The organism is Sanguibacter keddieii DSM 10542 (assembly GCF_000024925.1).
Lineage (GTDB): Bacteria > Actinomycetota > Actinomycetes > Actinomycetales > Cellulomonadaceae > Sanguibacter > Sanguibacter keddieii.
In genome coordinates this window covers 3,670,385-3,694,874 of record NC_013521.1, presented here as the reverse complement: position 1 = coordinate 3,694,874, position 24,490 = coordinate 3,670,385, and the positions used below count along the sequence as shown (strand labels likewise).

The 24,490-nt window shown below is 73.1% G+C and carries 23 protein-coding genes; 18 read left to right on the top strand and 5 right to left on the bottom strand.

Annotation, left to right across the window (positions count from 1 at the left end):
• Positions 1 to 106 precede the first annotated feature (106 nt).
• From SKED_RS16300 to SKED_RS16285, 4 genes are all read right to left on the bottom strand, one after another.
• Positions 107 to 1,762 (bottom strand): ABC transporter substrate-binding protein, encoded by a 1,656-nt coding sequence (locus SKED_RS16300; RefSeq protein ID WP_012868280.1) that lies wholly within the window; start codon positions 1,760 to 1,762, stop codon positions 107 to 109.
• 129 nt (positions 1,763 to 1,891) lie between these two features.
• Complete coding sequence (locus tag SKED_RS16295) at positions 1,892 to 2,830, bottom strand: carbohydrate ABC transporter permease (protein ID WP_012868279.1); 939 nt, start codon at positions 2,828 to 2,830, stop codon at positions 1,892 to 1,894.
• Positions 2,824 to 3,834: an ABC transporter permease gene (locus SKED_RS16290; protein WP_012868278.1), complete on the bottom strand. Its 1,011-nt coding sequence runs from the start codon at positions 3,832 to 3,834 to the stop codon at positions 2,824 to 2,826. The genes SKED_RS16295 and SKED_RS16290 overlap by 7 nt, the downstream gene beginning before the upstream one ends.
• Positions 3,831 to 6,206, bottom strand: coding sequence for a beta-xylosidase/alpha-l-arabinosidase (locus SKED_RS16285; protein WP_012868277.1), 2,376 nt, complete (start codon positions 6,204 to 6,206; stop codon positions 3,831 to 3,833). The genes SKED_RS16290 and SKED_RS16285 overlap by 4 nt, the downstream gene beginning before the upstream one ends.
• A 240-nt stretch (positions 6,207 to 6,446) precedes the next feature.
• Between SKED_RS16285 and SKED_RS16280 the strand changes: the two genes are divergently transcribed.
• Together SKED_RS16280 and SKED_RS16275 are read left to right on the top strand one after the other, a co-directional pair.
• Positions 6,447 to 7,532 carry a LacI family DNA-binding transcriptional regulator gene (locus tag SKED_RS16280; protein WP_012868276.1) on the top strand — a complete coding sequence of 362 codons (1,086 nt, stop codon included), beginning with the start codon at positions 6,447 to 6,449 and terminating at the stop codon, positions 7,530 to 7,532.
• Positions 7,533 to 7,596: 64 nt separating this feature from the next.
• Positions 7,597 to 8,649, top strand: a complete 1,053-nt coding sequence (locus SKED_RS16275) for an acetylxylan esterase (protein WP_012868275.1) — start codon at positions 7,597 to 7,599, stop codon at positions 8,647 to 8,649.
• Between the two features lie 21 nt (positions 8,650 to 8,670).
• On the opposite strand, the gene SKED_RS16270 is transcribed toward SKED_RS16275, so the two are convergent.
• Positions 8,671 to 9,333, bottom strand: coding sequence for a GOLPH3/VPS74 family protein (locus tag SKED_RS16270; protein ID WP_012868274.1), 663 nt, complete (start codon positions 9,331 to 9,333; stop codon positions 8,671 to 8,673).
• Positions 9,334 to 9,630: 297 nt separating this feature from the next.
• Between SKED_RS16270 and SKED_RS16265 the strand changes: the two genes are divergently transcribed.
• The 16 genes from SKED_RS16265 to SKED_RS16190 all read left to right on the top strand — a co-directional run bounded on the left by SKED_RS16265 (position 9,631) and on the right by SKED_RS16190 (position 24,453).
• Positions 9,631 to 10,434, top strand: coding sequence for a class I SAM-dependent methyltransferase (locus SKED_RS16265; protein ID WP_012868273.1), 804 nt, complete (start codon positions 9,631 to 9,633; stop codon positions 10,432 to 10,434).
• Positions 10,431 to 11,669, top strand: a complete 1,239-nt coding sequence (locus tag SKED_RS16260; protein ID WP_012868272.1) for a M16 family metallopeptidase — start codon at positions 10,431 to 10,433, stop codon at positions 11,667 to 11,669. Before SKED_RS16265 ends, SKED_RS16260 begins: the two co-directional genes overlap by 4 nt.
• Entirely contained in the window at positions 11,666 to 13,015 is a 1,350-nt protein-coding gene (locus tag SKED_RS16255) for a M16 family metallopeptidase (RefSeq protein ID WP_012868271.1), read from the top strand. Before SKED_RS16260 ends, SKED_RS16255 begins: the two co-directional genes overlap by 4 nt.
• Complete coding sequence (locus SKED_RS16250) at positions 13,012 to 13,872, top strand: ABC transporter ATP-binding protein (protein ID WP_012868270.1); 861 nt, start codon at positions 13,012 to 13,014, stop codon at positions 13,870 to 13,872. Before SKED_RS16255 ends, SKED_RS16250 begins: the two co-directional genes overlap by 4 nt.
• Positions 13,869 to 14,732, top strand: a complete 864-nt coding sequence (locus SKED_RS16245; RefSeq protein ID WP_012868269.1) for an ABC transporter permease — start codon at positions 13,869 to 13,871, stop codon at positions 14,730 to 14,732. Before SKED_RS16250 ends, SKED_RS16245 begins: the two co-directional genes overlap by 4 nt.
• 11 nt (positions 14,733 to 14,743) lie before the next feature.
• Positions 14,744 to 15,847: an LLM class flavin-dependent oxidoreductase gene (locus tag SKED_RS16240; RefSeq protein WP_012868268.1), complete on the top strand. Its 1,104-nt coding sequence runs from the start codon at positions 14,744 to 14,746 to the stop codon at positions 15,845 to 15,847.
• Positions 15,844 to 16,452 (top strand): flavoprotein, encoded by a 609-nt coding sequence (locus tag SKED_RS16235; RefSeq protein ID WP_012868267.1) that lies wholly within the window; start codon positions 15,844 to 15,846, stop codon positions 16,450 to 16,452. Before SKED_RS16240 ends, SKED_RS16235 begins: the two co-directional genes overlap by 4 nt.
• The gene (locus SKED_RS16230; RefSeq protein WP_012868266.1) at positions 16,449 to 17,354 is read left to right on the top strand and encodes a hypothetical protein; all 906 of its coding nucleotides are present in this window, start codon (positions 16,449 to 16,451) and stop codon (positions 17,352 to 17,354) included. Before SKED_RS16235 ends, SKED_RS16230 begins: the two co-directional genes overlap by 4 nt.
• A gap of 76 nt (positions 17,355 to 17,430) precedes the next feature.
• Positions 17,431 to 19,311, top strand: coding sequence for an ABC transporter ATP-binding protein (locus SKED_RS16225; RefSeq protein ID WP_012868265.1), 1,881 nt, complete (start codon positions 17,431 to 17,433; stop codon positions 19,309 to 19,311).
• The gene (locus tag SKED_RS16220) at positions 19,308 to 19,511 is read left to right on the top strand and encodes a glycine zipper domain-containing protein (protein ID WP_012868264.1); all 204 of its coding nucleotides are present in this window, start codon (positions 19,308 to 19,310) and stop codon (positions 19,509 to 19,511) included. The genes SKED_RS16225 and SKED_RS16220 overlap by 4 nt, the downstream gene beginning before the upstream one ends.
• Entirely contained in the window at positions 19,508 to 20,743 is a 1,236-nt protein-coding gene (locus tag SKED_RS19185; protein WP_012868263.1) for a sensor histidine kinase, read from the top strand. The genes SKED_RS16220 and SKED_RS19185 overlap by 4 nt, the downstream gene beginning before the upstream one ends.
• Positions 20,734 to 21,468 carry a response regulator gene (locus SKED_RS16210; RefSeq protein ID WP_081448017.1) on the top strand — a complete coding sequence of 245 codons (735 nt, stop codon included), beginning with the start codon at positions 20,734 to 20,736 and terminating at the stop codon, positions 21,466 to 21,468. The genes SKED_RS19185 and SKED_RS16210 overlap by 10 nt, the downstream gene beginning before the upstream one ends.
• 177 nt (positions 21,469 to 21,645) lie before the next feature.
• Positions 21,646 to 21,855 (top strand): LxmA leader domain family RiPP, encoded by a 210-nt coding sequence (locus SKED_RS16205; protein WP_012868261.1) that lies wholly within the window; start codon positions 21,646 to 21,648, stop codon positions 21,853 to 21,855.
• Positions 21,856 to 21,982: 127 nt separating this feature from the next.
• Positions 21,983 to 22,192, top strand: coding sequence for an LxmA leader domain family RiPP (locus SKED_RS16200; RefSeq protein WP_012868260.1), 210 nt, complete (start codon positions 21,983 to 21,985; stop codon positions 22,190 to 22,192).
• Positions 22,193 to 22,330: 138 nt separating this feature from the next.
• Positions 22,331 to 23,440, top strand: a complete 1,110-nt coding sequence (gene lxmK, locus SKED_RS16195; RefSeq protein ID WP_081448016.1) for a class V lanthionine synthetase subunit LxmK — start codon at positions 22,331 to 22,333, stop codon at positions 23,438 to 23,440.
• Entirely contained in the window at positions 23,437 to 24,453 is a 1,017-nt protein-coding gene (locus SKED_RS16190; protein WP_012868258.1) for a T3SS effector HopA1 family protein, read from the top strand. The genes lxmK and SKED_RS16190 overlap by 4 nt, the downstream gene beginning before the upstream one ends.
• Positions 24,454 to 24,490: the final 37 nt, after the last annotated feature.

Here is a 24,490-nt window from a genome sequence, read left to right as displayed (position 1 = left end):
CTCCCGGAGAGGTCGAGGGGTGCGGCTCAGGTGTGGTGGGTGGGGACGGCGTCGCCGCCGCACCGGGGTGCTCGCCCGGCCGCGGGTGCCGCGGCCGGGCGGGCTGTCAGCCGTTCTCGGCGACGTAGCGCTCGTGGGCGGAGTTCACGAGGTCGATGTACTGCGTCGACCCCTTCGCCTCGATCTCGGCGACGTAGGCGTCCCAGTCGGCGAGGTCGCGCTGACCGAGGACGAACTGCAGGGAGGCCTGCTGCACGGTGTCGCGCAGCGGGGTCTCGAGCAGGGTCGCCTGCTCGCGCTCGAGCTCGTCGAGCGGGAACGGCGGCTGCAGGGGCAGCACCTCCTTGTCGGCCATGCCCTCCTGGAAGGCGACCTCCTCGTCGGAGAACGTCGACCACAGCAGGTCCGTCGTGCCGCCGTACGCGAACACGCCGCCCGAGAACCCGAAGTCCTTCTGCAGGTGCTGCGGGGCACCGGGGTTGAGGCCGATGAAGTCGATCTCGGGGTCGAGCACGCGGGTGCCGTCGGCGTCCCTGGTGTAGGTGGTGCCCTCGACGCCCCACTTGGCGAGCTCCTGGCCCTCGTCGGAGTACCAGAGCCAGTCGATGAGCTGCATCATCGCGACGAAGTTCTCGTCGTCGGCCGCGGCGGCGCTGATCATGATGCCGTTCTCGAGCAGCGAGGTGCCGCTGACCACGTCACCAGCCGGTCCGGCAGGCAGCCGGATCTTGGCGATCTCCGCGTCGGGGAGTGTCGCCGAGAGGGCCGGGCGGTAGTCGTTGACGAGGGTCTGGGCGTTGGTGCTGATCGCGAAGGACCGCCCGTTGGCGAGCTTGGAGATGGCGGTGTCGTCGTCCTGAGTGAAGCTCTCCGGGTCCATGAGGCCGTCCTCGACGAGCCCGTGCAGGTACTCGAGCATGTCGCGGTACTCGTCGGTGGTGCCCGGGAACACGAACTCCTCGGTCTCGGGGTCCCACTGCTGGTTGTTGTAGCCCCAGCCGGCGGAGGTCCCGTAGGTCATGCCGAGCAGGTTGAGCAGGTTGCCGGCGGGGGTCGGGATGCTGAAGCGCTCGGACAGCGGGTAGACGTCCGGGTAGGCCTCCTTCATGGCGGCGAGCATGTCGCGGAACTCGTCCCAGTCCGCTGGCTCCTCGAGCCCGAGCTCGTCCATGATGTCGGTCCGCACCGCGATCGTGTAGTCCTGCCACACGGCCTCGTGCAGCCCGGGGAGCACGTAGTACTTGCCGTCCTCCTGGCGCAGCGTGTCGAGGTTCGGCTCGAGACCCCAGGCCTCGACCTTCGCCTGGTAGTTCGGCATCAGGTCGACGTAGTCGCTCACGGGCAGGATCGCGCCGGAGGCGACGAAGGCGGCCTCCTGGCCCGGGTACGTCTTGGGCAGGATCAGCGGCGCGTCGCCCGCGCCGACCAGCAGGCTGCGCTTCTGCTCGTAGTCGCTCATCGGGACCACGGTCGGCTCGAGGGTGACGCCGGTGCGCTCCTCGAGCTCGGACCACAGCAGCCAGTCGTCCTGGATCGGGTAGTTGGGGTGGTCGCTGTAGAGCACCGAGAACGACAGCGGCTCGGTCGCGGTGAACTGGTCGCCGACGGCGTAGTCGGCCATCGCTCCGGCGTCGTTGCCCTTCGCGGCCTCGGAGTCGCCGTCGGCGGAGCCGCTGCTGCCGCAGGCGGCGAGGGCCACCATGCCCAGGGCGACGGCTGCGGCCGTCGCGCGTCGTGGTCGTGCCGGGAGTGTTCGCGTCATTGCTGGACACCTTTCGGGTTCGCACTGTGTCAGACCTCCCTGGCGGGACGCCTGGTCGCGGACCAGCGGGGCTGGTCGCCTCGAGCGGGCCGGTCGTGCGGTCGTCAGGCCGCCGCCGGTGGACTGCGCTCAGCCCTTGACGGAGCCGAGCATCACGCCTGACACGAAGTACTTCTGGATCATCGGGTACAGGCACAGGATGGGCAGGACGGTGAGGATGATGGTCACGGCCTGGATGTTCGCGGAGACCTGGGCGACGTCGCTGACGCCCGCACCGGTCGAGCTCGCCGAGGTAGCCCCGGCGATGAGGTTGCGCAGGTAGACGGTCACGGGGAACAGCTCGGCCCGGTCCATGTAGAGGAACGCCGCGAACCACGAGTTCCAGAAGCTCACCGCGTAGAACAGCAGCATCGTCGCCAGGACCGCCTTGGAGAGCGGCAGCACGATGCGCAGCAGCGTCCCGTAGGTGTTGAGCCCGTCGATCTGCGCAGCCTCCTCGAGCTCCTCGGGCATGTTCTCGAAGAACGACTTCATGACGAGCAGGTTGAACACCGAGATGGCGTTGGGCAGCACGATCGCCCACAGGGTGTTCTTGAGGCCCATCCCGCTGATGAGGACGTAGTTGGGGATGAGGCCGCCGTTGAAGAACATCGTGAAGACGGCGATGCCGATGAGCAGCCCGCGGCCGCGCAGGTCTCGCTTGGACAGGACGTAGGCGTAGCAGGTGGTGAGCACGATCGCGATGGCCGTCGCCACGACCGTGTAGACGACGGTGTTCTTGTAGTTGGTCCAGAACATCGAGTCGCTCATGACGAGCTGGTACGTGGTGAGGTTGAAGCCCTTGGGCCAGATGTTCACCTGTCCGGACCGGATCGCCGAGTCGGCGCTGAAGGACTGGGCGAGGATGTTGACGAAGGGGTACAGGGTCACCACGACCACGCCGAGCAGGACGACGGTGTTGATCACCTGGAAGGCGCGGTAGCCGCGCGAGTCCTTGAGGCGGCGGGGGCGTGGTGGGACAGGTCCCCGGGGCGGCGCCCCGGTCGCACGTGCGGTCGTGGTCACCACAGGCTTGCTCCAACGGCTCGACGCGAGATCGCGTTCGCGGACAGGATGAGCGTGAGGCCGATGAGCGCCTCGAAGAGGCCGATCGCGGCGGCGTAGCTGAAGTTGTTCGACACGAGGCCGACGCGGTACAGGTACGTCGAGATGACGTCGGCCGTCGGGTAGGTCATGGGGTTGTAGATGAGCAGGATCTTCTCGAAGCCCACCGCCATGAACGCGCCGATGTTGAGGATCAGCAGGGTGACCATGGTCGGGCGGATGCCCGGGAGGGTCACGTGCCAGGTCTGGCGCCACCGGTTGGCCCCGTCGATGCGCGCGGCCTCGTAGAGGCTCGAGTCGACGGTGGTGAGCGCCGCGAGGTAGAGGATCGTGCCCCAGCCGACGGTCTGCCACACCTCGGAGGAGACGTAGATGGTGCGGAACCACTCGGGCTGCTGCAGGAACGCGATCGGGTCGCCGCCGAAGAGACCGAGGATCTGGTTGACGGTCCCCTCGAGCGACAGGATCTGCATGAGCATCCCCGCGACGATGACGATCGACAGGAAGTGCGGCAGGTACGACACCGTCTGGACGAACCGCTTGAAGTACCGCGACCGCACCTCGTTGAGCAGCAGCGCGAGGATGATCGGTAGCGGGAAGCAGATGAGCAGCGACAGCGCACCGAGGACGAGGGTGTTCCCGAAGACGTTCCAGAACGTGGGGTCCTTGAGGAACATCTCGATGTAGCGCAGCCCCACCCACTCGTCGCCGAAGATGCTGCCGCCGGGCCGGAACCTGCGGAAGGCGATGACGTTGCCGAGCATCGGGAGGTAGCGGAACACGAGGAAGAACACCAGGGGCAGGACGGCCAGCGAGTAGAGCTGCCAGTCCTTGCGGATCGCCGCACGCAGCGGGAGCCGGCCCGCAGCACGACCGCGCGGCTTCTTCGGCCGGGAGGGGGGCTCGTGCGCCCCCGACGGCTCGGTCGCGGCGGGTGCCGCAGCCGAGACCGTCTCGTGGGCGGTCACGGCCGGCCCCGTCCTGGCGCGTCGACGCCGACCTCCGTGACGAGCCGGCGGGTGTGGTCGACCGTGCGCTCGTCGCCGACGAGCCGGAGCGGGATCGTGGTGCTCACCTGGTCGCTGGCGCGGGACACGAGCAGGTCGACGTCTCCGGGTTCGACGACCCGGTGGCCGGCGAGCCCGACGAAGGACGTGAGGTCGGCGTGCACCGTGAAGGTGACGCGCCGCGACTCGCCCGGCTCGAGGGCGACCCGTGCGTAGCCGACGAGCCGGACGACGGGCCGCGTCACCTGCGCGACGTGGTCGTGCAGGTACAGCTGGACGACGTCCGCCCCGGCGACGTCGCCGGTGTTCTCGAGCGTCACCTCGACGGTGACCTCGCCGTCGACAGGCCACACCGCGCGGTCGCCCGGCTCCGCGCCGACGACGCCAGCCTCGCCCCAGGAGATCGACGCGTAGCCGAGTCCGTGGCCGAAGGGGAAGGCCGGGGTCGGGTCGACCGAGGAGACGCTCGACCTGCGACCGAGCGGGGCCGAGAGATAGGTGCCGGGCTGCGAACCTGGATCCGACGGGATGCTCACGGGCAGCCGGCCCGAGGGCGAGACCGCCCCGGTGAGGATCTCCGCGAGCGCCACCCCGCCGAGCTGCCCCGGGAAGAAGGCCTGCACGACCGCCGCGGCCTCGTCGGCGAGGTGGCCGAGGGCGTACGGCCGACCGGTGAGGAGCAGCAGGACGACGGGGGTCCCGGTGGCGAGCACTGCCTCGACGAGCTCGGCCTGCACGCCGGGCAGCCGCAGGTCGGTCGCGTCGCAGCCCTCGCCCGAGGTCCCTCGGCCGAAGAGCCCGGCGCGGTCGCCGACGGCGACGACGCACACGTCGGCGTCACGGGCGCGCTCGACCGCCTCCGCGATGCCGCTGCGGTCGGGGTCGCTCACGTCGCAGCCGCGGGCGTAGGTCACGTCGTGGTGCTCGGCGAGGGCGGCGCGGGCCGACGGGATGTCGATCCCGACGGCGTGGTCGGGGTGGTGCACCCCGACGTGAGCGGGGAAGGAGTAGCAGCCGAGCATCGCCATCGGCTGGTCGGCGAGCGGGCCGACGAGCGCGACCCGGGCACCAGGGGTGAGCGGCAGCGTCGAGTCCTGGTTGGTGAGGAGGACGACGGCCTCGCGGGCGAGCCGCAGTGCGACGTCCTGACGCTCGGCGTCGTCGAGGGTGAGGGTGTCGACGTCCTCGGGCAGGGCCTGCCAGCCGGGGTCGAGGAGACCGAGCTCGGCCTTCTGGGTGAGCACCCTGTCGAGCGCGCGGTCGACGAGCGCCTCGGGGACCTCGCCGCGCCGGACGGCCTCGACGAGCGCCGGTCCGTAGGCGTCGACCGTGGGGAGCTCGACGTCGACCCCGGCGCGCAGCGCGAGGTGCGCGGCCTCGGTGGGGCCGGCGGCGACCTTGTGGAGCGTCTCGAGGAACTTCACGCCGAAGTAGTCGGCGACGACGGTCCCGTCGAAACCCCAGGTCTCGCGGAGGAGCGCGGTGAGCAGCCCCTCGTCGGCGGCGGCCGGGACACCGTCGACCTCGGCGTAGGAGTGCATGACCGAGCGGGCCCCGCCGAGGCGCAGCGCCATCTCGAAGGGCGGCAGGATCACGTCTCCGAGCTCGCGCGGGCCCATCGACGCCGGGGCGAGGTTGCGGCCCGAGCGGGAGGCCGAGTACCCGGCGAAGTGCTTGAGGGTCGCGACGACCCCGGCGTCCTCGAGGCCGCGCACGTAGGCCGCGCCGACGGTACCGACGAGGTACGGGTCTTCGCCGATGGTCTCCTCGGTGCGGCCCCAGCGGTAGTCGCGGGTCACGTCGAGGACCGGGGCGAGGCCCTGGTGGACACCGGCTGCTCGCATGGACGTGCCGATCTGCCGGGACATCTCTGCGACGAGCTCCGGGTCGAAGGACGCTCCCCAGGACAGCGGGACAGGATAGGCGGTGGCCTGCCAGGCGGCGAAGCCTGCGAGGCACTCCTCGTGGACCTGCGCGGGGATGCTGAAGCGGCTGGCCGCCATGATCTGCTCCTGCGAGGCGGCGAGCGACCGGGCCCCGGAGACCGGGTCGACCGGGACGGTGCCGAAGGGCCGGGTCAGCTGTCCGAGGCCGTGCTGGACGAGCGTGTCCCACGGCGGGACGTCCTGGGTGAGGTCGGCCTGGTGCGGTGCGACGCCCCCGCCGGAGGCGTCGGCGCCGACCCAGACGCCGACGAGCTGCGCGATCTTCTCCTCGAGGGTCATCACGGCGACCAGCGCCGCAGCCCTCTCGGCCGGTGCGAGCCGGGTGTCCCTCCACGGGGCGTCCAGCTCGGGGGTGCCGGTGGCTGCCCCGGTTGTCTGCGTGGTCATACGACCCCTCGTCGTCGGTCACGTCGTCGTGTCCTCGTGCGGCACCGTCGCCGCACGAACCACGCCATCGTGGTCTCGAAAGTATCGGCCGAAACGGCGATACCTGTTGGGATGTGACAGTAGGGTGAAGTCTCGAGGGTCGTCAAGGGTTCGGAGGAACGGGCTTCCCCGGTGTCGGCGCAGAGCGCTCGGGTGCTATGGTCTCTCGAAAGTTGCGACCGGACGACAGGTGAGAACCGCATGGCAGCACGCACGACCAGGGGCGACGAGCCGAGCGCCCTGAGCGACGCGAGCGCTCTGACCGGCGCCAGCGCGCCTGCGGTCCCCGCCACCATCGCGTCGATCGCCGCCGAGGCCGGGGTGTCGATCCCGACCGTGTCCAAGGTCCTCAACGGACGCCCCGACGTCGCACCCGAGACGCGCTCGCGGATCGAGGAGATGCTCGAGCGGCACCAGTACCGACGGCGCCGTCAGCGGCCGACCTCGGCCGGTCAGCCGCTCATCGACCTCGCCTTCCACGAGCTCGACTCTGCCTGGTCGATCGAGATCATCCGCGGTGTCGAGGACGCCGCCGCGGCCGCAGGGGTCGGTGTCGTGCTGTCCGAGCTCGGCGGCGTGCACAGACCGCCCCAGGAGTGGCTCGACGCGGCTCTCGCCCGCAGGCCTCTCGGCGTGCTGCTCGTGCTGTCCAACCTCGACGCCTCGCAGCGGCACCAGCTCGAGAGCCGGTCGATCCCCTTCGTCGTCGTCGACACCGCGGGCGAGCCGCCCGACGACGTGCCGACCGTCGGGTCGAACAACTGGAACGGCGGGCTCTCCGCCACCCGTCACCTGCTCGCCCTCGGTCACCGGCGCGTCGCCGTGATCTCCGGTCCGGTCGACGTCCTGTGCTCCCGGGCCCGCGTCGACGGGTACCGCAGCGCGCACGACGAGGCGGGCGTCCCGCTCGACCCGAGCCTCACGCGCTACGGCGACTTCTACGTCGACGGCGGCTACGAGCACGGCCTCGCGCTCCTCTCGCGGCCGGACCGTCCGACCGCCGTCTTCGCGGGCTCCGACATGCAGGCCCTCGGGGTGCTGCGTGCCGCCCGCGAGCTCGGCCTGCGCGTCCCGGAAGACCTCTCCGTCGTCGGCTACGACAACCTGCCGCTCACCGAGTGGATCGGCCCCGCGCTGACGACGGTCAACCAGCCGCTCAAGGAGATGGCCGGGACCGCCACGCGCATGCTCATCTCGCTGGCCCGCGGCGAGAGCATCCCGAACCGGCGCATCGACCTGGCGACATCGTTGGTCGTCCGCGAGAGCACGGCGCGCTGGGAGGGGTGAGAGCAGCTGCACGACCCGCCTGGACGACGACGTCCCGGCGGACGACCGACGACGAGGACGGCGCATGGCACTGTTCGACCTGCCCCTGGACCAGCTCGAGACCTACCGCCCGGAGGTCCGCGAGCCCGACGACCTCGACGCCTTCTGGCGGTCGACGCTCGACGAGACGCGGGTGCGGCCCGCGATCGTGGACGCCGTGCGTGTCGACACCGGGCTCACGCTCGTCGACACCTGGGACGTGACCTTCGCGGGGCACGGCGGAGACCCGGTCAAGGGGTGGTTCTCGCGTCCGGCCGGGTCGGACACCGCGATGCTGCCGGCTGTCGTCGAGTACACCGGGTACGGACGGGGACGTGGGTTCCCGCACGAGAGGCTGACCTGGGTCGCGGCCGGGTACGCGCACCTCGTCATGGACACGCGCGGCCAGGGGAGCCAGCACGGCAGCGGGGGAGGGACCCCCGACCCTGTCGGCAGCGGTCCTGCGGCCCCGGGCTTCGTCACGCGAGGGATCGAGGACCCTGCCGGCTACTACTTCACACGGCTCGTCACGGACGCGGTCCGGGCGGTCGACGCTGTCCGCGAGCTGCCGGGGGTCGACCCGACCCGGGTGGTGGCAGCCGGCAACAGCCAGGGCGGCGGGCTCTCGCTCGCCGTCGCCGGGCTGGTCCCCGACCTCGCGGCGCTGCTCACCAGCGTGCCGTTCATGTGCCACGTGGAACGTGCGCTCGGCATCACCGACCAGCACCCCTACGGCGAGGTCGTCACGTATCTGGCGGTCCAGCGGGAGAAGGTCGACCAGGTGATGCGGACGCTGTCCTACGTCGACGGGGTCAACCTCGGCCGTCGGGCGACAGCCCCGGCGCACTTCGCCGTCGCGCTCCGCGACACCATCTGCCCGCCGTCGACGGTCTTCGCGGCGTACAACCACTACGGGAGCGGAGCGGGCCGAGCCGACCGAGCCTCCGACGGGTCGCCGGGCGACCACGTGGGCCCCGTCGCCGGGCTGCCGGCTCCGGACACCGAGATCTGCGTCTACCCGTTCAACCACCACGAGGGCGGAGACGCGCTCCACACCCGACGCCAGCTCGACTGGCTGCGCGAGCGGGTCCCGGCCTGACCGGGACCAGCCCCCGCAGGCTCAGCGCAGGACGGTCTGCTGGATGGTGGTGGTGAGCTGCTGGAGCACGACCACCGTGCTGGCGTCGAAGAACCCGGCGTCGTCGAGCGGGGTCTGACCCGCGGCGACGGCCTGCATAGCCGTGGCGTCCACGCCGGGGAACACCTGGCCGTCGGCGCGTCCTGCGGCCAGCAGCAGGGCCGTACGGCCGAAGGCGGTCGTGACGTCCCCGGACTCCAGGGCGGACTGCACCCGGGAGCGCACGGCGTCGCGGAAGTCGGTGTCGAGTACCGGGAACCTGTACCCGAAGTCCATCTTGAGGAGCGTGTTCTTGACGCTGTCGACCCGGCCCTCGGCGACGAGCTCGGACGCGACGACGTGAGGCAGCGGGCGCAGGGAGTCGGTCACCGCCCACAGCGCCTCGGGGAGGGTGCCGTCGAGCGGCTCGCCGATGTCGAGAGCAGCGCGCTCGTAGCCACGCACCCCGTCCTGGGACTCCTTGCTGGTGCGGGTCACCCGTCCGTCTCCCATGGTGACGAGGCCGTGGGCGGCGAGGTCGAGGAGCACGGCCGCGGGCAGCAGCCCGTCCAGGACCCCGGCGGTGTCGTACCCCTTGACAGGCTCGCTCGCGACGACGACGAGTGCCTCTGCGCTCCCGATGTCGAGTCCACGGATCGATCGCATGCTGGTCCTCCCAGGGTGGTCCGTCCGGTCCTCTCCATCGTTGGTGCCATGGCACGGGGGTGCAACCGGAGGCCATGGGTCCAGGTGCCCATCCGTGGCCAGATCGTTGACCTGGTGCGGCTCGCGGACGGGTCCGGGGAGCCGTCGACGAGTGCGGGCTCACGTTCAGGTTGTGACTTCTCGCGGCTCTTGTAGCGTCTTGCCCACTCGACCCCCCGGAAGCGCGTACGACGACGACGCACCACGACGTGTCGGCGAGCGTGGGGGCAGGTCAGACCGACGAGGAGGCTCCACCCCGTGACCACCGGACCCGACGCAGCGCAGCCCGCCGACGCCCCCGAGGCCGACACCCCCGAGCTCCCCGGGGCAGCCGCCTACGGCGAGTCGATGGCCGACGTCTACGACCACATCTTCCCGCAGTCGCCGGACGCCGAGGCGACCGCCGAGTTCGTCGTGAAGCTCCTCAAGGGGACGGGGTCCGTCCTGGAGATGGCGGTCGGGACGGGTCGGCTGGCCCTGCCGATGGCGCGCCGCGGCCTCGAGGTCGTGGGGGTCGACGCCTCCCCACGGATGCTCGAGGGTCTTGCCGAGAAGGACCCGGACGGGCTCGTGACGCCGGTGCTCGGCGACTTCGTCGACACCGACCTCGGCCGCACCTTCGACGTGTCGATGCTCGCCCTCAACACGCTCTTCATCCTCCCGGACCGGGAGGACCAGATCCGAACCCTCGCGAACCTCCGCAAGCACACCGCGGACGACGGCCGGGTGATCATCGAGGCCTACGACCCGATCCAGTACCACGCGCTCACCGAGCCCAAGGTCGTCACCTACCAGCTGGGCCCCACCGGCCTGATGATCGACACCGTGATGGCCTACCCGGAGAACCAGACGGTCGTCATCGTCCACGCGATCCTCGAGGACGGGGGGATGCGCAAGACCGTCGAGGTCAGCCGGTACGCGTGGCCCTCCGAGATCGACCTCATGGCGCGTCTCGCGGGCCTGCGCCTCGTCGCACGCTGCGGCGACTGGACCGGCGCGCCGTTCAGCGCCACCAGCGGACGTCACATCAGCATCTACCAGCCCGAGAGCCCGGGACGGTGATCGCCGACCGGATCCTGCCGAGCGGGACCCGGGTGGTCGTCGACCGGCTCGCCGCGACGGGCGTGGTGGCGGTGAGCGTCGCCTACCGCGGCGGCATGCGCTCCGACCCGCCGGGAGCGCCGGGGCTGGCGCACCTCGTCGAGCACGTGAGCTTCGGGGCGCTGGCCGAGCACGCCGGGCTGGTCGACGCGACCGGCGGGTCGGCGAGCGCCTTCACGCACAGCGACCACACGGAGTTCTCCACCGTGGTCCCGGCTGCTGCGCTCGCCGACGTGCTCGACCTCGAGGCGCGACGGACGCGCCCGGCCCGCGTGGACGCGGCCGGTCTGGAGCGCCAGGTGCGGGTCCTCGACGAGGAGATCCGCACCCAGATCGACTCGCAGGACTTCGCGGGGCACACGGTCCGCGACCTTCCGCAGCTGCTGCTCGACGACGCACGCCTCGTCGGCGACGGGTACGGCAGCGCCGACGCGCTGGCGCACGTCACCCCCGACGACGTGGCGGCGTTCATGGCGCGCGGCTACCGGCCGTCGGACGCCGTGGTGGTGCTGGCCGGCGACGTCGACCCGGAGGAGGGCGCTGCCCTCGTCGAGAGCACCTGGGGAGACCTCGGTCCAGCACCGTCTGACCCGCCCGCAGCGCCGACGTCCGCGGCCCGCACCGTCGCCCCGCCGTTCGCCGGCCTGCCCACCGCGACGCGTACCGGAGGAGCCTCCGCCCCGGCGGCGGTCCGCGGTGTGGTGCTCTCACCAGCACAAGGCACGGCGAGGAGCCTCGGTGAGCACCTGGCCGAGGTGCTCGCCCTGCAGGCCGTCGCAGAGACACGCGGTCTGCTGTGCCGTGCCGGCATCTTCGAGCCGCTCGCGGCGCTCGACCCCGACCTCGCCTTCCTCGCCCGGTACCTCGGCCCGGGGGAGACCCCGGGGGACGTCGCGGACGAGGTCGACGACGCCCTCGCGGAGGTCGCCGACGGACGCGCGCCCGACGGGCTGGTCCTCTCCCTCGCGCTCCGGTGGCACCGCAGGCTCTCGGCCGCGGCCGCAGAGCCCCTCACCCGCTCGCGCAGCCTCGCCCGGGCGACCGTGCTCGTCGGCGACCCCCACCTGCCTGACACCGTCCTGCGCACGCTCGCGGGCACCGGCCGCGACGACGTCGCCGCGGCGGCCGCCCGCCTCCGTGGCGCCCGCGGCGCCCTCCTGCACGTGACCCCTGCGCTCGTGGGCGGCCGCGCATGAGCGCCGACCTGCTCACCGTCGCCCCGCTCGACCTCGTGTCGGAACGGGCGCCCGGAGGCCAGCTCCTCACCGCCGTCCACGTGCCCGGTGCCCAGACCGTCGAGATCCGCGTGAGCGTCGAGCTGCCCCGCGCCGACGACACCGACTCGGCCCACGCCGAGGTGCTGGGCCGCTGCCTGCTCTCCGCCCACGGGACCGCACGGCGCGCCGGTCTGCTCGGCGCGGAGGTCTCGGCAGGTGCAGACCCGCGCCGTCTCACGGTCGCCGCCTCCTCCAGCGTCGAGGCCTGGCGCACCACCCTCGCGCTCCTCGTCGAGGCGCTCGCCGAGCCGCGCGCGACACCCGACGCGGTGCGCCTGGCGAGCGGCGCGACGGCCCGGGCCGCCCTCCGTGCCCTCTCGAGCCCCGGGATGCTCGCCCGTTCCGCGCTCCACGACCTCCTCTGGGGAGACCGCGCGCCGTCGAGGTTCGACGTCCCGACGCCCGCGGCCCTCGGGCAGGTCTCGGCAGGGTCGGTGACCGACTACGCGCGGCGGCATCTGGCCGGGGCGCACGTCTCGGTCGTGGTCGGCGCCCCGCTCGTGCCGCACGCCGCCTGGGAGGCCGCGGCGGGCGTCCTCGGCGACTGGTCGACCACCGCGACGCGCGCCGAGACTGCCGACCTGCCCCCGCCCGGTCCGCCCGGCAGCACGGTCGTCGAGGGCGCAGCCCCGGGCCGGGCAGGTCTGCGGCTGATGCTGCGCTCGCCCGGACGCGACCACCCGGGCTACGCGGCGGCCCGGCTGTCGGCCGCGGTGCTCGGGGGCGGCCCGGCCTCGCGGCTCTCCCGCAGCCTCCGCGACGAGCTCGGGGTCGTCTACGGGGTCAACCACTCGACCGAGACCGTGGCCCGCGAGGTCTTCGACGTCGTCGACCTCGAGCTGCGGGAGCCCGACGTCGACGCGGCCCTCGGGGCGCTCGCGGAGGCCGTGCGCCTGCCGCCGAGCGACGGGGAGGTCCGCAGGGTCCGGCGTCGCACGCTCGGGGCCCAGCTCGTGGCGCGCAGCTCGCTGGCCGCCACCGTCGCGTCCGTCGCCGACCTCGTGGCGGACGGGCTCGGGCCGACCTGGCTCGACGAGCACGCCGAGGCCGTGGCCGCCGTGCCCACCGAGGACGTGCAGGCCGACGCCGCGGTGAGGCTGCCGCCCGACGCTGGCTGGCGCGCGCTCGTGACGCCGACGGGCACCGCGACCCCGGGGCCTCCCGACGCCCCTGCGAACGTCACCTCCCCGGGCAGCGCCAGCCCGCCGGGGAGCACCGCGCCCACCACGCCCACCTCGACCACCAGCACGGGAGGACCCGCATGAGCGCCACCCCGGACGGGCACGTCATCAGCGTCCGCGACCTGACGATGGCCTACGGCAGCACCCGCGTGCTCGAGGGCATCGACCTCGACGTCGAGGCGGGCGGGGTCACCGCCCTGCTCGGCCCCAACGGCGCCGGCAAGACCACCACGATCGAGATCCTCGAGGGCTTCCGCGGTCGGTCCGGCGGCGAGGTCCGCGTGCTCGGCGAGGACCCCGCCAAGGCCTCCCGGGCGTGGCGGTCGCGCGTCGGGATCGTCATGCAGTCCTGGCAGGACCACGCCCGGTGGCGCGTCGTCGAGCTGGTCCGGTACGCCGCGGCCCACTACGACCACCCCGTGCGCGCCGAGGAGGCCCTCGAGATGATGGGCCTGGGCGACAAGGCCCAGGCCACCATCAACCAGCTCTCGGGAGGCCAGCGCCGCCGGCTCGACGTCGCCCTCGGCATCGTGGGGCGCCCGGAGCTGCTGTTCCTCGACGAGCCCACGGCCGGCTTCGACCCCGCAGCCCGCCGATCCTTCCACGAGGTCCTCGGGACGCTCGTGGACTCCGGGCTCACCGTGCTCCTCACCACCCACGACCTCGCCGAGGCAGAGCGTCTCTCGCGCCGCATCGTCCTCCTGGTCCGCGGGCACCTCGTCGCCGACGGCTCCGCGGCCGACCTGGCGCGGGCGGTCGACGCACCCACGACGGTCCGGTGGCGCGAGGACGGCGAGGTCCGCACGGAGCAGACCGTGGAGCCCGACGCGCTCGTCCACCGGCTGTACGCCACGCACGGCTCGGCGCTGTCCGGCGTCGAGGTCAGACCACCCGACCTCGAGGACGCGTACCTCGAGATCGTCGCGAGGGAGGAAGCATGAGCCGGACCTCGAAGGTCCTCTCGACAGGACTGCTCCGTGCCCGGCTCGAGCTCCGGGTGCTCGTCCGCAACCGGTCGGTCCTGTTCTCGCAGCTGCAGCTCGCCAACGTGGTGATGCTCGTGGTGCTCGGCAAGGTCATCGGCGACGACCCGATCGGCGGCTCCGGGCAGCCGCAGGTGACGCTGTTCGTCGCGGGCTTCGTGGCGCTGGCCGTCTGCCAGGCCACGATCCTGCAGTTCCCCCTCGCGCTCGCCACCGACCGTGAGGACGGGACCCTGCTGCGGGCCCGCGGCATCCCGGACGGCGTCGCGACCTACCTGGTCGGCAGGGTGACGGTCGTCCTGATCACTGTCGTGGTGAACGTCGCGCTCGTCCTGGTCGTGGCGGCGCTCGTGCTCCGCGCCCCGATGCCCTCGACCGTGGGTGCCTGGTTCACCCTGCTGTGGGTGCTCGCGCTCTCCACCTGCGCGGCCACGCTGCTCGGCGCAGCCGTGGGGGCCATGCTCCCCGGTGCGCGGCAGGGGACGGGCTGGGTGCTCCTCCCGCTCATGGGTCTCATGGTGATCTCCGGGACGGTCATCCCCTTCACCCTCATGCCGGGCGTGGTGCAGGCGGTCGCCTCGGTGTTCCCGCTGCGCTGGATGGCGCAAGGGGTCCGGTCGGCGCTCTACGAGCCGGCCTACGCCGCCTACGAGGTGGCCGGGAGCTGGCAGCACGCCGAGACCGCCGGTGTGCTCCTCGTCTGGGTCGTGGTCGGTGCGGTCGTCGCACCGCGCCTCATCGCACGCACCACCCGCAGGGAGACCGGCAGCGCGCTCGAGGAGCGCCGTGACGAGGCCAGCCGCCGGGTCGGGATCTGAGAGAGGACATCATGACGCACACGACGACGCAGGACACGACGACGCAGGACACGACGACACAGGACACGACGACACAGCACCACACCGCGCCGGGGCAGGCCCCAGCACCCGCGGCGCCGGAGGCGCCCTCCGAGCCAGGCGTGTCGGTGCTCTACCCGAGCCAGCCGCTCGACCCGAGGATGGTGGCGCCCTTCGCCGAGGTCGCCCGACGCAGCCCGGCCCCGGCACGCCTGTGGATGGGGCACTCGCTGCTCTTCGACACCCTCGACACCTTCGCGTACCTCGCCGGGGCCGGCTACCGGCAGCCCTTCGGCACCTCCGTCTCGCTCATGGCGTCGAGGCACCCTTTCGACGCCGCCGTGCGGGCGCGGTCCGCAGCGATCGCGTCGGGCGCCCCCTTCGTCGCGGGCTTCGGCACCGGGCTGCCGGGGTTCGTCGAGGCCATGACCGGGCAGGCCTGGGAGAGCCCGCTGACGGCCGCCCGGGAGTACCTCGGGATCGTCGGAGCGCTCCTGCGCGGCGAGCAGGTCCGGACCACCGGCCGCTACCACCAGACGACCGGCGCGCTCGTGCCGCTCCCCGTGCCCGTCCCGCCCGTGCACGTCGGCCTCGGGGTCCTGCGACCTCGCATGGCCGAGGTCGCCGGAGAGGTCGCGGACGTGGCCATCACCTGGATGACCCCGCCGGCGTACCTCGCCGAGACCATCCTCCCCGCCCTCGAGCGGGGCGCCGAGCGGGCCGGGCGGCCGCGGCCGCGCGTCGTCACCGTGGTGCACGCAGCCCGGGACACCCCAGGCAGAGACCTGCCCGAGATGGCCTTCAACGCCGCCCGCGGGCACCTCGCCGCACCGCACTACACCGACATGCTGCGCCGCGCCGGGGTCCCGGTCGACGCGGCAGACCCGCGCGCGGGGGCCCGGGCCCTCGTCGAGGCCGGGGTGTTCGTCACGGGTTCGGCCGAGGACGTCGCGCGGGAGGTCGCCGCCTACCACGCCGCGGGCGTCGACGAGGTCGTGCTCAACCCCGCGGGCGTGCTCTTCACCGAGGGCCCGCAGCCGGCCGTCGACGAGCTCGAGGTCTTCCTCGCCGCCGCGCACGCCGAGGGGACGCGATGAGCGAGACCCCGACCAGCACCCCTGCGCCGCAGCTCGACGCCGTCAACCTGCTGGTGGTCGCGACCGGGTCGATCAGCGTGGCGTTCATGCCGTACTGGGTCAACTGGCTGCGCATCGTGGAACCCGGCGCGAGCACACGGGTCGTGCTCACCCCGACCGCCCGGCGGTTCGTGTCGTCGGAGGCGCTCGCGGCGCTGCTCGGCGCGGCCGTCGAGGTCGACTCCTGGGACGGCGCCCCGGAGGACGGCTCGGGCGCGCAGCACGTGGACCTCGCCCGGTGGGCCGACGCGGTCCTCGTCTACCCCTGCACGTTCTCGTACCTCGCGCGGCTGGCCCTCGGCAGCGGTGACTCCCCGTCGATGCTCGCGCTGCAGTCGACGTCCGCACCGGTCGTCGTCTGCCCGGCGCTGCCGCCGGGCACCGCCGAGGGGTGGGCGTACCCGCGGCACGTGGCAGCCCTCGAGGAGCGCGGCGTGACGGTCGTCCCGCCGGTGCTCGCCCGCAGCGTCACCACCGGCGAGCACGACGCGGCGTCGCCTGCGCCCTTCCCCACGGCGGTCGACGCCCTCGCCCGCGCGCTGCGAGCCGGGCAGGCCGACCGGTGACCGTCGAGACGCTGCGCGAGACGACCACCGGCTACCTCGCCACCACGCTCGCGCGGACCCCCGCAGGGGAGCACGTGCTGGTCCGCCGGGCAGGTGCGGACCGGCCAGACCGGTCGACCTCGGACGCCGCCGCCCTGGGTGACGTCGCCCGGTCGGTGCTCCCTCCCTGCCGCGCGTCTGCCGGGGCCCTCGTCGACGGGGCGTGGCACCACGTCGTCCCCGGTCCCGCCTCGCTCGCACCGCTGCTGTCTGCCGGGATGCGGGACGAGCCCCTGCGTCGTCTGTGCGAGGACCTCGGGACGACGCTCGGCCTGCTGCACGCCGCCGATCCCGTCCCCGGGCTGGACGAGCCCTCAGGGCTGAGCAGGCTCCGTGCCTGGTCGGAGACGGGCGTGGGCGACGCGGGGCGAGCGCTCGAGGCCGTCACCGGCGTCCTGGGCTCGGGCGGGCTCGACGACCTGCTCGCCGACCTCGACGGCGCCGCCCTCGCCGCGCCCACCGTGACGCTCCTCGGCGCACCGGGCAGCCAGACGGTCTACCCGGACCCGGCCGGGGGACCCGCGACAGTGCTCGTCACCGACGAGGTCGCCCTCGGCCCGGCGTCCTGGGACCTCGGGTGGGTCGTCGGCGAGCTCGTCGAGCGCGCCACCGCCTCGACCGGCGAGCCGAGGTCTCTCGGCCGGGCGGCCCGCGGGCTGCTCGGCGCGCACGCCCGCACGGGCGGGGCGGTCGAGCCGCACCACGTCGCCGCTGCCGCTGCCGCCCGGATCCTCGTCCACGTCCACGACTACGCCGCCTACGTCGGGTGGCACGCCTCGCTCGTCGACCGTGCGCGCGCCGCCGGGCGGCTGCGACCCGGCGGGGACCGCGACCTCGTCGACCGCTGGTGCACACCCGACTGACACGTCGACCAGCACCCGCCAGGCCAGCGCCGCACCACCCAGACCTGTACCACCGACGCACGACACAGGAGAGCAGATGAGCGCACACCAGGGGCCCGCCCCCGCCGCAGCACCCACGGCGCAGACCAAGGCGCGGCTCGCCGACCTGCTCCCGATGGTCACCCGCCACCGCGCGCTGCTGGCGACGGCGGTGCTCATCAGCCTCGTCGCCTCCGTCGCGACGCTCGTCCAGCCGCTCGTCGTCGGGCAGGTGATCCAGCGCGTCGCGAGCGGCGAGCTGCTCGGCCCGATGGTGTGGGCGCTCGTCGGTCTCATCGTCGCGTCCGGCCTGCTGACCGGCATCCAGCACTACCTGCTGCGCCGCCTCGGGGCGAACGTCGTCCTCGGGGCCCGCCGCACGCTCGTGCACCGCATGCTGCGGCTGCCCGTCAAGGAGTACGAGACCCGGCCCGTCGGAGACCTCGTCTCGCGGGTCGGTACCGACACCTCGGTGCTCGCCGTCGTGATCTCGCAGGGCCTCGTCGACCTCCTCGGCAGCGCCCTCGTGTTCGTCGGTGCCCTCGTCGCCCTCGTCCTCATCGACCCGCTGCTGCTCCTCGTCTCCGGGGTGGTCATCGGAGGGTCCGTCGTCGCGGTCACCCTGCTGTCCGGTCGCCTGCGCACCGTCACCGTCGAGCAGCAGAAGCACGTGGGACTGCTCGCGGCCTCGGTCAACCGGGCGCTCACGGCGATCCGCACCATCCGGGCCGCGAACGCCACCGGTCGTGAGACCGACCGCATCCACGAGCACGCGGTCGGGGCCTGGCGCGCGAACCTCGACGTCGCCCGCATCGCAGCCCTGGTGGCCCCGGTGTCCGGGATCGCGACCCAGGTCGCCCTCGTGACCGTGCTCGGGCTCGGCGGCGCCCAGGTCGCGGCCGGCCGGCTCACCCTCGTCGACCTGGTGCAGTTCATCATGTTCCTGTTCCTGCTGGTCATGCCCCTCGGGAACGTCTTCACGGCGATCGCCTCGGTGTCGCAGGCTCTCGGAGCCCTCGGACGCATCCAGGAGATCACCTCGCTGCCCCTCGAGCGCGAGGAGCGGGCCGTGCGCGCCGACGACCTCGACGGGTCGGGCAGCACCGAGATCTCCTTCGAGGACGTGAGCTTCTCCTACACGGGCGCCGACGTCGCCGGAGGGGCGGCGTCGACGGCGCAGACCCTCAGCCACGTCACCTTCGACGTGCCGCGCGGGGCCCGCGTCGCCGTCGTCGGCCCGAGCGGGGCCGGGAAGAGCACGGTCCTCGCGCTCCTCGCCCGGTTCTACGACGCCGACGCCGGCACCATCCGTGTCGACGGACGCGACATCCAGACGCTCGACCACGAGACGGTCCGGGCACGGCTCGGCTACGTCGAGCAGGACGCCCCGGTGCTCTCGGGGACGGTGCGCGACAACCTCCTCATCTCGGCGCCCGACGCGACCGACGCCGAGTGCACCGAGGTGCTCGCGGCCGTGAACCTCGCCGGGTTCCTCGAGTCCCGTGCCGACGGCCTCGACACCGTGGTCGGGGAGAGCGGCGTGCTGCTCTCGGGCGGCGAGCGCCAGCGGCTGGCGATCGCCCGCGCGCTGCTGCACGGCCCGCCCGTGCTCCTGCTCGACGAGTCGACGTCCCACCTCGACGGCCTCAACGAGCGCATGATGCGCGACGCGCTCGACACCGCCGCCGAGGGGCGCACCCTCCTCGTCGTCGCGCACCGGCTGTCGACCGTCGTGGACTCCGACCACATCGTCGTCGTCGACGACGGGCGCGTGGTCGGCACCGGCACCCACGAGGAGCTGCTGCGGACCACACCGCTGTACGCGGCGCTCGCCGCCGAGCAGCTGCTCACCCCAGAGACCGACCCAGAGACCCACCCGGAGGAGGTGCTGGTCCCCACGACCGGCACCACCTCGACCGACCGAGGAGCACACTCGTGACCACCCCCGCAGACCCCCGCACGTCCGCCTTCGCCGTCTGGATCGCCCTCGGCCCGCTCATCGGGGTCGTCGTCGGCCTCCTGCTCGACAACATCGGTCTCTGGGCCGGCATCGGGCTGCTCGCCGGCGTCGTGCTCGGCGCCGTCTTCAGCGCCAAGGGTCGAGGCGGCTCGAAGGCACCGAACCGACCGCAGCCGTGAGCCGACGCGCGTCGCGGACCGCCGTCGTCCTGGCGACCTGCGCGGCGGCCGTCGCCGTCGCCGCGGTGACGGTGCTGTCGTTCGGGGCGGACCACCGCGTCCTGCTCGGCAGCTGGCCGGTGTGGGTGGGGGCGGCGCTCGTCGCCGTCCTCAGCCTCGGCGCACGCTCCTACCCCCGGACCGCGATCGTCGCCGCGAGCGCGACCTGCGCCGTGGTGCTCGCCGTGAGCACGCACTCCGGCGGCGTGGTGCCGCTGACCCTCGCCTGCGCGCTCACCGGCGCGCAGGCGTGGCCCTTCGTCACCGCCCCGGCGTGGCGGGTGCCGCTGCTCGCGGCGACCACGGCCGCGACGACCGCGGGGGTGGTCGTGGCGACGGCCGACCGGCCGGTCACGGCGATGCTCGCCGCCGCCACGTGGACGGTCGCCCTGGGTGTGGCCACCTTCTTGTTCACGGTCCCGGTCTCGCGCGCCCGCCAGCGCCAGGCGCTCCTGCGCGAGAGCCTGGACAAGGCCGCCACCGAGATCGCCGTGACCTCGCGCCGTGCTGTGGAGGACGAGCGGGTGCGGATCGCGCGGGACCTGCACGACTCGGCAGGACACCTCGTGACCGCCATCAACATCCACGCGTCGATCGCGCAGAAGACCATCCACCAGGCACCCGAGACCGCGGCCGAGGCGATCAGCACCGTGGAGGAGTACAGCCGGCAGGCGGTCCACGAGATCCAGTCCGTGCTGCGGGTCCTCGACGGGGCCGCGGCGCCCGTGGGGGAGGAGCCGGGGCTCGAGGCGCTCGACGCGCTGGTCGAGGAGGTGGCGGGCCTGGGGCTCGCCGTCCAGGTGAGCGAGGTGGGCGAGGAGGTCCCGGTGTCGCCGGCGGTCTCCGCGGTGGCCTACAGGCTGCTGCGCGAGGGCCTGGTCAACGTCCGCAAGCACTCCGCCGGTCGGGAGGCGAGGGTCGTGCTGCGGTGGCCCGAGCCAGGTATACGGTCCGACGTCATCGAGGTCGAGGTGGTCGACGCCGGCCCGCCGGTCGGTGCCTCGACCGGCAGCGGGATCGGTCTGCGCTCGCTCCGCGAGCGCGTCGCCCTCGAGGGCGGGACGGTGGTCGTGGGCCGGCTGTCGACCGGCGGGTTCCACGTCCGCGCGCGCATCCCGCTCTCGCCCCACCCGCCGGCACCTCCGCAGGGGTCGAGCACCTCAGCAGCACCGAAGGAGACCTCATGGACCTGACCCCCGAGCCGACCGTCGCCAGCTCCCCGGCCGGGCCACCCGGAGCTCCTGACCGGGCCGGCCGGCCGGCGGTGCGCACGCGGGTGCTCGTCGTCGACGACCACGAGGTGGTGCGCCGTGGGCTGATGACCCTCATCGACCTCGAGGAGACGATGGAGACCGTCGGCGAGGCGTCCTGCGGCCAGGACGGCATCGACCTCGCGGTGAGCCTCGCGCCCGACGTCGTCCTCATGGACGTGCAGCTGCCCGACGTCGACGGCATCACGGCTGCCCGGACCATCATCGAGTCGACCTCCTGCAAGGTGGTGATGCTCACCGCGCTCGCGGACGAGGAGGTGGTGTACGGCGGTCTGCGGGCTGGTGTGAGCGGCTTCCTGCTCAAGGTGGCCCCCTCGCACGAGCTCATTGAGGCGGTCTCGTTGGCGGCCCAGGGCAAGGCGCACCTGCACGCCGACGTCACGGGCATCGTCATCGACCGCTTCACCTCTGCTCCTGAGACACGGCTGCGCGACGACCTGGTGGGGGCCCTCACCGACCGCGAGCGGGAGGTGCTCGTCGCGCTCGCCGAGGGGCAGTCCAACACGGAGATCGCCGAGAGCCTGCACCTCAGCGAGACGACGGTGAAGTCGCACGTCTCGCACATCTTCACCAAGACCGGCGCGCGCGACCGCGCCCAGGCTGTGGGGATCGCGTACGAGAGCGGTCTGATCACCCCGGGGATGTGAGCGCGGGCGTCGAGTCCTCCTCCAGGACGACGCGAGAGATCGTCCTCCGGCAGGGTTCGCCCGACGGCGGTCCTCCCTAGTGTTGTCAGTACCAAGGGATCGCAGGACGGACCGGCCGCAGGGCCGACCGTCGCGGCCACGGGGGAACCCTCGGGTCGACGGAGACAGGAGACGACCATGACGCTCGACCAGGACATCATCGCCGGTTACACCGCCTACACGGACGCGGGCGAGCTCGCTGCGGCGCCGGCCGCCGACGCCGCAGGGGTCACCCCGACGACCACCACGCTGACGATCTCGAGCCACCCGTGCATCGCGGCGTCGATCGCCGGTGTCTCCGTGGTCAGCGCGGTCTCGGTCGACAACACCTTCGACCACGGCTGCTGAGCACCTGCAGCACCTGCCGGGCCTGCGACGGTCCGGCACCCCGGTCTGACCTGCACCACGCACACCGACAGGAGAGCGTCGTCTGCCGCAGAGGGCGGCACGGACGCGAGAACCAGAGGAGAGCACCATGGCACTGAACCAGGACATCATCGCCGGCTACACCGCCTACACCGACGCGGGCGAGCTCGCCGCAGCACCGGCTGCCGACGCCGCGGGCGTCACGCCCACCACCACGACCCTGACGATCTCGAGCGCGCCGTGCACCGCGGCCTCGATCGGAGCGGTCTCGGCCATCAGCGCCGTCTCGGTCGACAACACCTTCGACCACGGCTGCTGACCCCACCGCCACCCTCGGGGTGGGTCCGTCCTCTCGAGGGGCGGGCCCACCCCGTTCTCTGTAGCCTCAGACAGCGGTGCCGACCTGCGCGGACGCGGGTGACGGTGCCCCCGGACGACGACGAGCGAGGCAGCACCGATGACGATGTCACAGGCAGTTTCGGAGAAGACCGCGACGACCGGTCTGAGGGCGCGGGCGCTTTCCGACGTCCCTGCCGTGGAGGCCACGCTGGCCGCTGCCGGGCTGGGGGCCTTCGTGGACCTGCCGAGCGCCGCCCGGGGACGCAACGAGAACTGGCTGGGGCAGACCACGACGGGGGCCCACGTCTTCGTCAAGAGGGTCTCGGGCGGGGCCGGGACGGTCCGGGCGCGCATGGACGCCATCGTGGCCGCGCAGCAGGTGCTCGACCCGGTCGAGGGCGTCCGGGTACCGTCGATCCTCGCGGTCTCGCGGGACGAGGGGATCGTCGTCTTCGAGCGGCTTCTCGACGCGACCGACGGCGGGACGCTGCTGAGCGAGGACGAGATGCCCCCGGAGGTCGCCGACGATCTCGGCCGGTGCCTGGCGGCGGCGCACGCCGCCCCGGTGCCTGCCGGTGTCGAGGTGTCGCGGGAGCCGAGCGCACTTCCACCGGTCGGCAGCCTCACGGTCCTCCCGCTGACGATGCTGCCGCAGCTGTCGGCGGCCGAGCTCGAGACCTGGTCGCTGCTGCAGCGCGACCACGAGCTGGTCGCGGCGCTCGCGGCGCTGCGTCACGACGAGGCCGCGACCGAGGCGGTCCCCGTCCACGGCGACCTGCGCCTGGACCAGTTCTTGCTGGTCGACGGTTCGCTGTGGCTGTGCGACTGGGAGGAGTTCCGCCTCGGCGACCCGGCGCGCGACCTCGGCGCCCTGGTGGGGGAGTTCCTCAACCACGCCTTCTCTGCGCTCACCGAGACCGAGGAGGGTGAGGTCGTCGACCACGACAGCATCATGCGACGCGGCTCGGAGCGCCTCGACGAGGCGCTGCCGACCATCCGCCGGGCGCTGGCCGCCTACGAGGCCGAGTCCGGCCGCCCCCTCGACGACGTGCTCGTGCGGGCCTGCCGCTTCGCCGGGTGGCACCTCATCGACCGGCTGCTCGCTGCCGCGCACGAGAAGGCCAGGCTGCACCCGCTGGCCCGGGCGGTCGCCGGCATCGGTCGGTCGATCGTCACCGACCCGACGTCCATGACCCGGATGGTCCGCGCCGAGGGAGCCTCCGCATGAGCACCACGACCACGCTGCTCCCTGACGACCTCCTGACGGCGCTCGGGACCGTCGTCGTCTCCGACGGCGGGCGCTCCGTGACGGTCGGTGACGCCGACCCGATCGAGGGACCGTCCGCCGCCGCCGTGCGCACCGCCTTCGCGGGAAAGCTCTACGAGGTGCTGCACACCGGTCCGCGGTCGGACGCCGAGGACGGCATCCCGCGCTCCTGGCGCGACGCCCGGCTCGAGCAGCGGCTCGAGGAGGCCACACCGCACCAGACAGTGGTGCGTACCGTGCCGCTGGGTCTGCTGCCGCACCCGACCGGCAGCCACCTGGTGGCCGTCGTCGACGGCGTGCGCTTCGCCGTCGACCGTGACCTGCTCGTCGGCGACCTGCCGGCGGAGGTCCGTGACGGAGCGGTGACCGAGTGGACCGGGCAGGTGCGGCTGCCGGCCGTCCGTCCGGGCCTGTCGCCAGGGTTCTTCCTCGTGGACGGGTCGGTCGGTCGTCCGCACGGCGAGCCTGTGCTGCGGGTGTACCTGCACGTGCGGAGCGAGACGAGCGCGCCCGAGGTGTGGCGGACCGTGCTCACCGCCCTCGAGGGCGAGGGAGCCGCCTACCGGGCGAAGATCGGGTCGCACGCCGCGCTGTACCCGCGTCGGGACGCGATGGTCGTCTACCTCGGACGTTCGTCGTGGCACCTGGTCGGAGCCCTGCTGCGCCTCGCCCAGACCCTCGACGGGATCGGCGACGAGACCTCGCTGCTGGCCCGCAGGGTCGGGCCGGGTGTGGGTGTCGCCTTCGAGCCGGCGGACCGCCGGACCGGCTGGACCAACCTCAGCTTCGGCGAGCACCGGTGCCACGCGATCGTCGACGGCATCCTCTCCCAGGCTGGTGCCGAGCACCTGCGGGGGTCCGACGTGCCGGAGGCGGTCGCGTCGTCCCTCGCGGAGGCGGGTGTGGTGCCGGGCGAGCCGTGGCGCAACGTCGACTCGCCGGACGTCGACCTCTCGGCGGCACAGCCCGGCTGAGAGCGGGTGGGGCGCAGCCCGGCCAGCAGCAGGTGCG

Bases quoted from the DNA above. Each gene is read 5' to 3' on its own strand.
- SKED_RS16300 (WP_012868280.1), bottom strand. From the start codon at position 1,762: ATGACGCGAACACTCCCGGCACGACCACGACGCGCGACGGCCGCAGCC.
- SKED_RS16285 (WP_012868277.1), bottom strand. From the start codon at position 6,206: ATGACCACGCAGACAACCGGGGCAGCCACCGGCACCCCCGAGCTGGAC.
- SKED_RS16280 (WP_012868276.1), top strand. From the start codon at position 6,447: ATGGCAGCACGCACGACCAGGGGCGACGAGCCGAGCGCCCTGAGCGAC.
- SKED_RS16275 (WP_012868275.1), top strand. From the start codon at position 7,597: ATGGCACTGTTCGACCTGCCCCTGGACCAGCTCGAGACCTACCGCCCG.
- SKED_RS16270 (WP_012868274.1), bottom strand. From the start codon at position 9,333: ATGCGATCGATCCGTGGACTCGACATCGGGAGCGCAGAGGCACTCGTC.
- SKED_RS16255 (WP_012868271.1), top strand. From the start codon at position 11,666: ATGAGCGCCGACCTGCTCACCGTCGCCCCGCTCGACCTCGTGTCGGAA.
- SKED_RS16250 (WP_012868270.1), top strand. From the start codon at position 13,012: ATGAGCGCCACCCCGGACGGGCACGTCATCAGCGTCCGCGACCTGACG.
- SKED_RS16245 (WP_012868269.1), top strand. From the start codon at position 13,869: ATGAGCCGGACCTCGAAGGTCCTCTCGACAGGACTGCTCCGTGCCCGG.
- SKED_RS16240 (WP_012868268.1), top strand. From the start codon at position 14,744: ATGACGCACACGACGACGCAGGACACGACGACGCAGGACACGACGACA.
- SKED_RS16235 (WP_012868267.1), top strand. From the start codon at position 15,844: ATGAGCGAGACCCCGACCAGCACCCCTGCGCCGCAGCTCGACGCCGTC.
- SKED_RS16225 (WP_012868265.1), top strand. From the start codon at position 17,431: ATGAGCGCACACCAGGGGCCCGCCCCCGCCGCAGCACCCACGGCGCAG.
- SKED_RS16210 (WP_081448017.1), top strand. From the start codon at position 20,734: ATGGACCTGACCCCCGAGCCGACCGTCGCCAGCTCCCCGGCCGGGCCA.
- SKED_RS16205 (WP_012868261.1), top strand. From the start codon at position 21,646: ATGACGCTCGACCAGGACATCATCGCCGGTTACACCGCCTACACGGAC.
- SKED_RS16200 (WP_012868260.1), top strand. From the start codon at position 21,983: ATGGCACTGAACCAGGACATCATCGCCGGCTACACCGCCTACACCGAC.
- lxmK (WP_081448016.1), top strand. From the start codon at position 22,331: ATGACGATGTCACAGGCAGTTTCGGAGAAGACCGCGACGACCGGTCTG.
- SKED_RS16190 (WP_012868258.1), top strand. From the start codon at position 23,437: ATGAGCACCACGACCACGCTGCTCCCTGACGACCTCCTGACGGCGCTC.